This window comes from Microbacterium phoenicis (genome assembly GCF_047302325.1).
Taxonomy (GTDB): Bacteria; Actinomycetota; Actinomycetes; order Actinomycetales; family Microbacteriaceae; genus Microbacterium.
Genome location: NZ_CP154849.1, coordinates 267,071 through 277,439 on the forward strand (window position 1 = coordinate 267,071; position 10,369 = coordinate 277,439).

The 10,369-nt window shown below is 71.3% G+C and carries 10 protein-coding genes; 8 read left to right on the forward strand and 2 right to left on the reverse strand.

The genetic code is table 11. The annotated features are described in order from the left end of the window. Positions 1-134: 134 nt before the first annotated feature. The 5 genes from ABCU91_RS01305 (at position 135) to ABCU91_RS01325 (ending at position 5,597) form a co-directional block, all read left to right on the forward strand. Positions 135-1,127 (forward strand): LacI family DNA-binding transcriptional regulator, encoded by a 993-nt coding sequence (locus ABCU91_RS01305; RefSeq protein WP_413354475.1) that lies wholly within the window; start codon positions 135-137, stop codon positions 1,125-1,127. Between the two features lie 107 nt (positions 1,128-1,234). After that, complete coding sequence (locus ABCU91_RS01310) at positions 1,235-2,566, forward strand: Gfo/Idh/MocA family protein (protein WP_413354476.1); 1,332 nt, start codon at positions 1,235-1,237, stop codon at positions 2,564-2,566. Continuing rightward, positions 2,563-3,480 carry an NAD-dependent epimerase/dehydratase family protein gene (locus ABCU91_RS01315; protein WP_413354477.1) on the forward strand — a complete coding sequence of 306 codons (918 nt, stop codon included), beginning with the start codon at positions 2,563-2,565 and terminating at the stop codon, positions 3,478-3,480. Before ABCU91_RS01310 ends, ABCU91_RS01315 begins: the two co-directional genes overlap by 4 nt. A 31-nt stretch (positions 3,481-3,511) precedes the next feature. After that, the gene (locus tag ABCU91_RS01320) at positions 3,512-4,603 is read left to right on the forward strand and encodes a mandelate racemase/muconate lactonizing enzyme family protein (RefSeq protein WP_413354478.1); all 1,092 of its coding nucleotides are present in this window, start codon (positions 3,512-3,514) and stop codon (positions 4,601-4,603) included. A 34-nt stretch (positions 4,604-4,637) separates the two neighbouring features. After that, on the forward strand, positions 4,638-5,597 hold the full coding sequence (locus ABCU91_RS01325; RefSeq protein ID WP_413354479.1) for a serine hydrolase domain-containing protein: 960 nt from the start codon (positions 4,638-4,640) through the stop codon (positions 5,595-5,597). A gap of 98 nt (positions 5,598-5,695) precedes the next feature. Here ABCU91_RS01325 and ABCU91_RS01330 read toward each other — a convergent pair whose 3' ends face one another. Further along, positions 5,696-7,828 (reverse strand): beta-galactosidase, encoded by a 2,133-nt coding sequence (locus ABCU91_RS01330; protein WP_413354480.1) that lies wholly within the window; start codon positions 7,826-7,828, stop codon positions 5,696-5,698. Between the two features lie 155 nt (positions 7,829-7,983). On the opposite strand from ABCU91_RS01330, the gene ABCU91_RS01335 reads away from it, so the two are divergent. The 3 genes from ABCU91_RS01335 to ABCU91_RS01345 all read left to right on the forward strand — a co-directional run bounded on the left by ABCU91_RS01335 (position 7,984) and on the right by ABCU91_RS01345 (position 9,423). Then, complete coding sequence (locus ABCU91_RS01335; RefSeq protein ID WP_413354481.1) at positions 7,984-8,304, forward strand: hypothetical protein; 321 nt, start codon at positions 7,984-7,986, stop codon at positions 8,302-8,304. Continuing rightward, a complete protein-coding gene (locus tag ABCU91_RS01340; protein WP_413354482.1) occupies positions 8,301-8,570 on the forward strand; it encodes a hypothetical protein in 270 nt (89 codons plus the stop codon). Before ABCU91_RS01335 ends, ABCU91_RS01340 begins: the two co-directional genes overlap by 4 nt. A gap of 70 nt (positions 8,571-8,640) precedes the next feature. Continuing rightward, complete coding sequence (locus tag ABCU91_RS01345) at positions 8,641-9,423, forward strand: alpha/beta fold hydrolase (protein ID WP_413354483.1); 783 nt, start codon at positions 8,641-8,643, stop codon at positions 9,421-9,423. A gap of 49 nt (positions 9,424-9,472) precedes the next feature. Here ABCU91_RS01345 and ABCU91_RS01350 read toward each other — a convergent pair whose 3' ends face one another. Further along, positions 9,473-10,336 (reverse strand): helix-turn-helix domain-containing protein, encoded by an 864-nt coding sequence (locus ABCU91_RS01350; protein ID WP_413354484.1) that lies wholly within the window; start codon positions 10,334-10,336, stop codon positions 9,473-9,475. Positions 10,337-10,369 lie beyond the last annotated feature (33 nt).

A 10,369-nucleotide genomic window follows, 5' to 3' on the forward strand; every position in this document is an offset into this window, starting at 1 on the left:
CCCGCTCACGTTTCGCGGCTCGGTCAGCAGCGGATCCGGACACCGTCGCCTCCTGTCATAAAACGTTTCCTCGCATAGTATGACCACACCGACCGCGCGCGATGCGCACGCCGGAATGGTGCGAAGGGCAGCCGATGGCAGGAGCCAAGCCGACGACGATCACCGACGTCGCCACGCACGCCGGGGTCTCGCTGGCCACGGTCTCGCGGGTCATGAACGGGAACGCGACCGTCGACCCGGCTCTCGCCGAGCGAGTCCGCGCCTCTGCCGCCGAGCTCGGTTACTCCGCCAATCCGCTCGCCCGCAGCCTCGTCCTCGGTAAGACGCAGACGATCTCCATCGTCGTCCCCGATCTCTCGAACCCCACGTTTCAGGGCATGCTGCGAGGACTCAGTCGCGCAGCCATCGCCGACGGCTATCACGTGCTCGTCGCCGACTCGGACGAGCACGAGGATCAGGAACGCCTGCTCGCCATGGAATCTCGCCGCCGGTCTGACGGCCTGGTGCTCTGCGCTCCGCGCATGTCGGATGCCGCTCTGGCCGAGGTCCTCGCCGAGGTGGCACCCGTCGTGCTCGTGAACCGCGCAGGCGACGCCCCCAGTGTCGCAGCCGACTACCGCACCCCGCTCCGCCGGGTGATCGACCACCTGCACGGCCTCGGCCACCGCCGCATCGCCTACCTCGCCGGCGCCAAGCGGAGTGCCTCGAACGCGCAGCGCCTGGCCGCCCTCGACGACGCCCGGGGGACGCTCGACGGCTGCGAGATCGTCGAGATCCCCGCCGGCGTCGACTTCGCGGCGGGTGCCGGTTCGCTCGACGCCGTGATCGACTCGGGCGCGACCGCTGTCCTGGCCTTCAACGACCTGTCGGCGATGGGCCTGCTCAGCGCGGTGACCGAGCGCGGCCTGTCGGTGCCGGGCGACCTGTCGATCGCAGGCTTCGACGACATTCCGTTCGCGCGCTACACCTCCCCCGCCCTGACGACGGCCACCGTGCCGACGGGTGAACTCGGCACCCTCGCCTGGCGAGCCCTGCACGCGCTGCTGCGGGGCGAGTCGCCCGAGGCGACGCACACCGTCGTACCCGAGGTCATCCTCCGCGGAACGACGGGCGCTCCCGCGCGCTGATCCCTCGGTCGTCCTCCTCGCGGTCTCGATGACAGCCATGCTACCGTCGAGAAAACGTTTCCTGAGTCGGTGGCCCGGCTCGGAGGAGTTCGGCACGAAGGAGAGCCATGACCACCCGGTACGCCCTCGTCGGCGCAGGCCATCGCGCACAGATGTACGTGGACGCCATCGCCGTCGACTACCGCGACCGCGCCGACCTCGTCGCGATCTGCGAGCCCAACCCGACGCGCGCGCAGTACTACGTCGAGCGCTTCGCGGGCCACGGCCTCGCCGCTCCGAGCACCTGGCAGCCGGATCAGCTCGAGGAGATGATCCGCACCGAGCGCATCGAGCGGGTCATCGTGACCGCGCGCGACGACCTTCACGCCGAGCTGATCGTCCGGTCGATGGATGCCGGGGCCGACGTCGTCGTCGAGAAGCCCCTCACCATCGACGCGGCCAGCGCTGCCGCGATCGAGGCGGCCGCCGAGCGCACGGGACGATCGGTCGTCCTGACCTTCAACTACCGGTACGCGCCGCGCAACACCGCTCTGCGTCAGGTCATCGCGGAGGGCCGGATCGGTCGAGTCACCTCGATCGACTTCTCCTGGATGCTCGACACGCAGCACGGCGCGGACTACTTCCGCCGTTGGCACCGCGAGAAGGAGCACTCCGGCGGCCTCCTCGTCCACAAGTCCAGCCACCACTTCGACCTCGTCAACTGGTGGATCGGGCAGCACCCGCGCCGCGTCTTCGCCTCGGGGGCCTTGCGCTTCTACGGCGCCGAGAACGCCGACGCGCGCGGCCTCGGCGACCGGCCCGCCCGCGGCACGCACGACGGCGACCGCGACCCGTTCGAGCTCGACCTGCGCGGCGACGAGCGCCTGCGCGCGCTGTACCTCGACGCCGAGCAGCACGACGGCTACGTCCGCGACCGCGACGTGTTCGGCTTCGGCATCACGATCGAAGACAATCTCGCCCTCGTCGTCGACTACTCAGACGGCGCGACGCTGTCGTACTCCCTCAACGCCCACGCCCCGTGGGAGGGCTACCGCGTCGCCGTCAACGGCACCGAGGGCCGCGCCGAGCTCGAGGTCGTCGAGCGGGGCGCCGTCCTCGTCGGAGACGGTCTGCACCCGGTCGTCGACCCCAGTGCGGTGCAGGATGCCGCCCACTCGAGCCTGCGCCCCATGGGCGAGCGCCTGCTCGTGCAGCGCCACTGGGAGGAGGCCGTCGAGGTTCCGATCGTCTCGGGCGAATCGGCTCACGGCGGTGGCGACGCCCTGCTTCTGGCCGATGTCTTCGCCGGCCCCGTGGACGATCCACTCGGACGCCCGGCCGACTGGACCGACGGTGTCCGCTCGATCGCCGTCGGCATCGCCGGCAACCGCTCCCTCGAGACGGGGATGCCCGTGAAGGTCGCTGACCTCGGGGTCGCCCTGCTGCGGCGCACGCCATGAGTCGCGTCGTCGTCACCGGCGGGTCCGGCAGACTCGGCCGCAATCTCGTCGCCGGGCTCGCCGCCCGCGGGCACGAGGTCGTCTCGCTCGACCGCGCCCCCTCGGACGACCTCGACGTCGACGGGGTCCAGCAGATCTCGATCGACCTGCTCGACGCGGCGGCCACGGCCGAGACGCTCGCGGGCGCGAAGGCCGACTCGATCGTCCACCTCGCCGCGATCGCCGTACCGTTCAGCGCCCCCGAGGACGTCATCATGCGGACGAACACGGGGCTCGCGGTCTCGGTCCTCGGCGGAGCGGTGGATGCCGGCATCGGACGCATCGTCGCGGCATCCAGCCCTACCGTGCTCGGCTACGGCAACCCGTCGGGCTGGTTGCCCGACGCCCTGCCGCTCGACGAGACGTCGACACCACGCCCGTGGAATGCGTACGCGCTGTCCAAGCTCATGATCGAGCAGACCGTGTCGATGCTGCACCGTCGCACCGGCGACGACGTCCGCTACGCGACGTTCCGCCCCTGCTACGTCATCGCCCCCGAGGAATGGGCGGGCGCTCCGACCCAACAGGGGCACACGGTCGCCGAGCGGATCGCCGACCCGGCACTGTCGGCTCCTGCTCTCTTCAATTACGTCGACGCCCGCGACGTCGCCACGTTCACCGACCTGCTGCTGGGCGCCCTGCCCGACATCCCGAATGCCGAGGTGTTCTTCGTCGGCGCCGACGATGCGCTGGCCGATGCTCCTCTTGCCGAGCTCCTGCCGCGCTTCGTCCCCGGGACCGACGAGCTCGCCCGCGGTCTCACCGGCACCTCGCCCGCGTTCTCGAACGCCAAGGCGGCGCGCGTGCTCGGCTGGCGACCGCAGCACTCGTGGCGGACCGAACTCGCGGCGGCTCGAAACGACGTGCCCGCATGAACCTTCCTCGCCTGACCGGCCGCGCACTGCTGTGACCACGATCGCCTCGCTCGGCGCCCGACTGATCCGGGTGCCGCTCACGCGTCCGTGGGCTGCGGACGTCACGTCGGTCGGCGTCATCGCGACCCACGTGGTGCGCTCGGACGGAGCCGAAGGCTGGGGGTTCTCGTGGACCCCGCAGATCGGCGCCGAGGCGGTGCTCGCGCTCCTGCAGCACGACATCCCGGCGTTCGTCCTCGGCCGCTCGGCCGAGCCTGCGGAGGTCTGGCCCGAACTGTGGCGCCACCTGCACGAGGCAGGTGGCGCCGGTCTGACGACGATTGCGATCGCGGGTCTCGACCTCGCGCTGTGGGATGCCGCGGCCCGCGCCGCGGGCGTCTCGGTCGCGTCATCGATCGGTCGCCGCCGCGAGTCGGTGCGCTCGTACGGCAGCGGCATCAACCTGCACTACGACCTCGACGATCTGCTCGCGCAGGCGCAGCGCTGGGTCGAATCCGGCTTCGACGCCGTGAAGATGAAGGTCGGCAGCCCCGACCTCGCCCGCGACGTCGAACGCGTCGCCGCGGTGCGCGACGTCATCGGACCGGACCGTGCGCTCATGGTCGACGCGAACCAGCGGTGGGACCTCGACCGAGCGACGACCGCCGTCGAGGCACTCGCGGCATCCGACATCTCCTGGATCGAAGAGCCACTGCGCGCCGACGACCTCGCGGGCCACATCGAGCTCGCGAGGCGCCTGCGGTCGGGGTCGGGGGTACCCATCGCCCTCGGCGAGAACGTCCACACCCGCTACCGCTTCGACGACGTCGTACGCTCGGGCGCCGCGCAGGTCGTGCAGCCGAACATCGTCCGCGTCGGCGGGATCACCCCGTTCCTCGAGATCGCGGGCGACGCGCACACTGCGGGCATAGACCTCCACCCTCACCTGTTGCCCGAACTGTCGGGCCAGCTCGCGCTGGTCCTGCCGCAGGAGGTCCTCGTCGAGGACATCGAGGATGCCGCGTTCGGCGCCCTCGGCGCGCTCGACGGCCCCTCCCCCGTCGCCATCGTCGACGGGACCCTGACCGAGGTGCCACACGAGGGTCTCGGCCTGCGATTCACCCACCCGGAAGGACTCCGATGATCACGCTCCACCACACGCTCCCGGCGGTCCTCGCGTGAGCGCCGCGTTCGACCTCGTCCGCGGGCACGTCGAGGCGGGCCGGCTGCCGTCGGCCGTGCTCGGCGTGGCCACGGCCGACGGAACGGTGGCGCTGGAGGGGTTCGGGGCCGCGGCATCCGATCGGTATCCGCTCTTCTCGATCACGAAGCCCCTGCTGGGGATCGCGGCGGCGCGCGTGATCGAGCGCGGACTGCTGACACCCGAGACGCCGCTCCGGGATGCCGTGCCGGAGTTCGGCGCGGGGCGCGACGACGTCGTGCTGCTGCGTCACCTCGCCTCGCACACCGCCGGCATCGCGGAGCCGCCGCTCGACCCCGTGACACCGCTGCGCACCGAGCTGATCACCCGCGGTCGGGACTTCGCCGCCGGCAGCGCCTCGCGCTACTCGTCGCTCGCGTTCGAGGGCATCGCGGCGCTCGTCGAGCACGCGACCGGACAGGACTGGGCGGATGCCGTCGGTGAGTGGGCCGGCGAGATCGGCGCCGACGGGCTCAGCCTCGACCATGCAGGTTCGGTCGAGGTCGTCGACGCCGCAACGTCGGGCGTCGACATTGCCCGGTTCGCCGCGATCCGGCATCCGGGTGCCGGACTCGTCGGACGTGCCGAGGACCTACTGTGGCTGGGCTCGGAGCTGCTGCGCATCGAGGGCGGGGCGACCGGCGGCATCCTGCAGCCGGCGACGCTGGCGATGATGCGGCGACCGTTGACGGGCGACATCCCTCGGCTCGAGCCGTACCTCGCCGAGCGCGGGCAGGACTGGGGGTTCACGTGGAACCTCCGCTCGCGCGCGCCCGGCCTCATCGACCAGGACGTCTACGGCCACGGCGGCTGGGCCGGCACCGAGTTCTGGGTCCACCCGAGCGCGGGCATCGCCTGGGTCCTCCTCACGAACGCCGTCTCGCGCCCCGGCGTCGACCTCGACGCGCTGGACAACGCGGTGGTGTCCGGGCGCTGAGGGGTTTCTCCCCGGCCGGATCATGTGCTCTCGCCGAGACCACACGTCGCGAACGTTCGCAGCGTGTGTTCTCGGCGAGAGGACATGATGTGGATGCCTCAGACGCGCACGCGCGTGCGCGTCTCGAGCTCCGCGCGCACGATTGCCGCCCCCACGGGCGGCGTGCTCGGGAACCGCACGCGCCCTGCCGGCGACCCGGGAAGAATCTCGATGCGCAGCTCGGTCGCGTCGCCGCGGAGGTCGGCCGGGATGCGCCAGGGGCGCCCGGTCCACAGGGCATCGGAGACGAGCCGGTCGCCGACCCACGCGCGGGCGACATCGCCGGTCCACTCCAGGCGCAGCGCGCGGTCGTCGGCTGGACCGACCGCGAGCGTCACGACCGCCGCGGCATCCCACTCCGTCGGGATCGACGCGCGACCGCCCTGCTCGGCACCGGCAGGCGGCGCCCCGGCGGACCGTTCGAGGGTCGCCGCGACCTTCGCCACATGCCCGGGCTCGAGGTCGACCGCCACCCACCCGTCATCACCGAGCACCTCCAGCCGGGGGGCCACCGCGGCATCCCCCGCGAAGGTCACCTCGTCGTCGTCGGTCACGACCGCGCCGGGCGCCCAGACGAGCCGCCCGCCGGCCACCGCGATCGCGTCGGCATCCGCCTCATCGAGCACGAGTACCCGCGCGATGACGCCGCCGCCGCGCGACAGCTCCCACATGCGCCCACGGTCCGCGGCGACCTCCGCCACGTCCGCGTCGGCAGAGAGCTGAGGCGGGATGCCGTCGGTCGCGGCCGCGACCAGCAGCGGCGCTCCCCGCCACAGCACCTCGGTCACCGGTTGCGCAGTGAGCCAGTGCACGATCGCCTCGCCGAGCGGCATCCCGAACGGCCAGGCGAAGACCGCGCCGGTCGGGATGTCGACATCGGGGAAGACGGTGGCGCCGACCTCGAACCGCACGCCCTCGTGTCGAGGGAGGTCGATTCCAGGATGCCGGTTCACGACGAACACGAATCCGCGTCGCCCGTCCGAGCGGACCGACCAGCGCAGCCCGGTGAGGTCGGGCGAGTCGACGGCGTCGTCGGCGAAGAAGGCGGGCATGGCGGCGAGCGCGGAGCCCCAGCGCGCGAGCATCAGGTGCTGCCGTCGGAGCGCCGCCCAGCTCGGCCGCGTCGCGCCGTCGACCTGCACCGGCGCGCCGAAGTCGTAGGCGATCTCGGGGAAGTCGTTCGGTCCGGCCGCAGCGTGCGACTCCTGCAGCCCGCGCCGCGGATTCCGACCGTCGGCGTACATGTAGTACCCCTGCCAGACGCTGCCCGAGGCGAGCTTGGCCATCGCGAGGGCCGCGACATCGGCGGCCGGCACGTCGAGACGGCGGTGATACGCCGAGGTCATGCCCGATCCCAGCTCGCAGGTCGTGAACGGATGCGGCGCCCGAACTGCTTCGACCACGGGCGCGCCGGCGCGGTGGTCTGCGCCGATCGAATCGTCGTCGCGGCGCGGCGACGGGTAGAAGTTCGCGTGGCTGCGCAGGTCGGGCTCGACGTCGGCGTCGACCCAGAACGACTCGGGGTATCCGCCGTAGACCGGCAGGAATCCGTCCGGCAGCTGAGCCCCGCCCCACCCGGTCGCCGTCCAGATCGGCGCGCGCAGGCCGAGCCCTTCCGCCATCTCGCGTAGCCGGGTGAGGTGGTCGGCGCCGTCGTACAGCTCGTTGTCGACCTGGATCGAGAATAGCGGGATGCCGCGAACCTGCTCAGCGAGCAAGGCGTACCACCGCTCGACCTCGGCGAGGTAGGCCGGGTCGTTCGTGCGAAGCGGAAGCCCCGAGTCCACCAGCCAGTCGGGCAAGCCGCCGTACCGCGCCTCGGCGTGGGCGTACGGGCCGATCCGCAGGATGAGCCCGAGACCGGCGTCGCGCGCCGTCTCGAGGAAGGCGCGCACGTCGAGTCCGTCGGTGAAATCGATGCGGCCGCGCTCGGGCTCGTGATGGTTCCACAGGGCGTAGGTCGACACGTGGGTGAGGCCGCCGGCGCGCGCGGCGGTGAGCACCGGCATCCACTTCTCTCGGGGAATGCGGGAGTAGTGGATCTCACCGGTGATCGGGAAGATCGGGATGCCGTCCTGCCGAACGGACTGGACCGTCGCCTCGACGCCGGAGTCGACACCTGCCGACGGGCGGATGTCCGCGAGCTCGATCGCGGCGGGCGGGCGGACGGTCAGGGTGTGGACGCGCGTCATCGGGACTCCAACGGGGGCGGGGACGGGTCCGAGCCTAGGAGCGCGAACCGACGAGGCGAGTCGAGGCCGTCGGATCGTCCAGGCATGTCGTCGGCGACGGTCGTCCTCGCTGCCATTGTGGACAGCACTCTCCGGAGCGGGCCATACTCGCGACCATGGAATCGCTCATCCTGCAGCGGATGCGGATAGACCGCACGCGCGCGCAGGGGCGGTGGATGCTGGTGGCCGGGATCGTGTGGTTCGTCCTGTCGGTGTTCTCGATCGTCGACGACCCCGCGGGTCTCACAGGCTGGGGGTTCGCGGGAGTCGCCGCCGGCTGGGTTATCGTCGGCGCGCGCCATCTGAGGAAGTACCGCGCACAGGTTTCCGCTTTCGAGCGGGAGCACGGGCCGGATGCCGGAAAACAGGAGCCCGTCCAGATGCCACGGCGCGACCGCAGTCGGAAGCCGGTTCCGGCTGAGTCTCGGCCTGAATGATGGTCGCGGTGAACTTCTGGCTTCTGAGGGTGATGGAACTGGTAACCCGCTTCGTGATCGGGCCGATGGGGATCATCGGCGGGATCGTCGGGATCTGGCTGGCGTTCGTCCTCACCGATGAGGCTGGAGAAACGGATCCGTGGGGGCTGATCGTCCCGTCCCTTCTCCTGCTCCTGTCATCGGTGTTCATCCTCGTGGCGAGCAACACGCGCCGCGGCAGGGAGAGGTGGCGGCAGTATGAGCTGGGCGAGGACGGTGAAGACTGAGCGCTGACTCGGCGGCAGTGTGGGTGGCGATCCGGCCTTCCCGCGATCTGCGCGGGATAGCGTTGCGTGGGTGACGCTGAACCATATTCGACGAGGAAGCGGCAGCCCGCTCCTGCTCATACACGGTCTGGGGGCAGGGTGGCGGTCGTGGACCCCGATCCTCGACAACTTGGCGGAGCAGCGAGAGGTCATCGCTGTCGACCTACCCGGGTTCGGTGAGGCACCGCCCCTGGCCGGTGAGGTCTCTATCGCCACGCTGACCGACGCTGTCGCGGACTTCATCCGCGAGCAGGGGCTGGACGGGGTCTCGACCGCCGGCCAGTCGATGGGCGGCCGAATCGTGCTCGAACTCGCGCGGCGGGGGGTCGGCGGCGACACTGTGGCGTTGGACCCGGGCGGGTTCTGGAGCCACCGCGAACTCGTCGTCTTCAGCGCGACGTTGCGGCCCTCGATCGCGCTGGTCAGAGCGCTGAGAGGCATGCTGCCCGCCCTGCTGAGCAACCCTGTCGGAAGGACTCTATTGCTGGCGCAGTTGTCGGCGCGGCCATGGGCCCTCTCGCCCGAGACCGTGCTGCCGGACGTGCGCGGACTGGCCGATTCGCCGTCGACCGGTGCCGCCTTGAACGCCCTCACAAGGGGACCCAAGCAACAGGGCGCCCCGGCCGGGACGGTACCTGGCCGGGTCACGATCGGGTGGGGGCGGCGTGATCTGGTGACGGTACCCCGTCAGGCCTCTCGAGCCACAGAACTGTTCCCGGACGCCGAGCTGCACTGGTTCGAGCGCTGCGGCCACTTTCCGCAGTGGGACGCCGCGGACGAAGCATCCAGACTCATTCTCAACAGCACCCACTAGCACCCGCGGCGTTCTCGGCGGGCTATTGCGCTCGTCGCAGGAGGCCGCCCTACCCCTTCCCCTGCCCCCGGTATGCCGTCGGCGACACCCCGTGGGCGACGCGGAACCTCCGCGAGAAGTAGAACGCATCGTCCATGCCGACGCGGCGCGCGATCTCCGCGACGGGTAGGTCGGTCGTATCGAGCAGGTGCCGGGCGTGCGCCATCTTCAGCGCGAGGTGGTGCGCGATGACCCCGCCGCCGGTCGCATCGCGGAACAGGGCGGCGAGGTGCGAGGGCGACACCCCGACCATCGCGGCGAGCTCTCCAACATGGACGGTGCCGTCGATGCGCTCCTCGAGGTAGCGCAGCGCCCGCTCGACGGGCGTCCCGTGCTCCGGGAGCAGCCGGTCGACGGCGAGCTGCGTGAACAACCGCCACGCCATCCCGGATGCCGCGACCATCCGTGCGGGCGTCGTGTCTCGCGCCAGCGAGGTCGAGATCTCGTCGAGCAGGGCGGTCGCCCGCTCGACGGCGCGCAGCGGCAGCACCACGCGGTCCGCGGACACACCCCCGGCCTCGACCAGCTCCGGCACGTCCGAACCGCGCACGTGGCACCACCAGATCGTCCAGGGATCCCCGGCATCCGCCCCGTAGGAGTGCGGCACACCGCCAGGGATGACGATCGCGGTCGCCGACCCGACGCGCGTCCGTTGGCCGGCCGCCTCGACCCATCCGGCCCCCGACACGCAGATGATGACGATCGTCTCGGGAGCACCCTCAGGGCGATACCGGGCGTGACCCGACGCGCGTGGGAAGTAGCCGGCATCCGTCACCACCATCCGCCGGGTCACCGGCTTGGTGAGGGCTGCCTCGACGACGGGACGCGGCACGACGCTCAGCCGCTGCCGCTCGAACCCCTCCGCGCGCTGCATCTCTTCATCCTGCCGCACCGCATCGTCGAATCG

Excerpts from the sequence above, each read along its gene's own strand:
- ABCU91_RS01305 (WP_413354475.1), top strand. The coding sequence starts at position 135 with ATGGCAGGAGCCAAGCCGACGACGATCACCGACGTCGCCACGCACGCC.
- ABCU91_RS01310 (WP_413354476.1), top strand. The coding sequence starts at position 1,235 with ATGACCACCCGGTACGCCCTCGTCGGCGCAGGCCATCGCGCACAGATG.
- ABCU91_RS01315 (WP_413354477.1), top strand. The coding sequence starts at position 2,563 with ATGAGTCGCGTCGTCGTCACCGGCGGGTCCGGCAGACTCGGCCGCAAT.
- ABCU91_RS01330 (WP_413354480.1), bottom strand. The coding sequence starts at position 7,828 with ATGACGCGCGTCCACACCCTGACCGTCCGCCCGCCCGCCGCGATCGAG.
- ABCU91_RS01335 (WP_413354481.1), top strand. The coding sequence starts at position 7,984 with ATGGAATCGCTCATCCTGCAGCGGATGCGGATAGACCGCACGCGCGCG.
- ABCU91_RS01340 (WP_413354482.1), top strand. The coding sequence starts at position 8,301 with ATGATGGTCGCGGTGAACTTCTGGCTTCTGAGGGTGATGGAACTGGTA.
- ABCU91_RS01350 (WP_413354484.1), bottom strand. The coding sequence starts at position 10,336 with ATGCAGCGCGCGGAGGGGTTCGAGCGGCAGCGGCTGAGCGTCGTGCCG.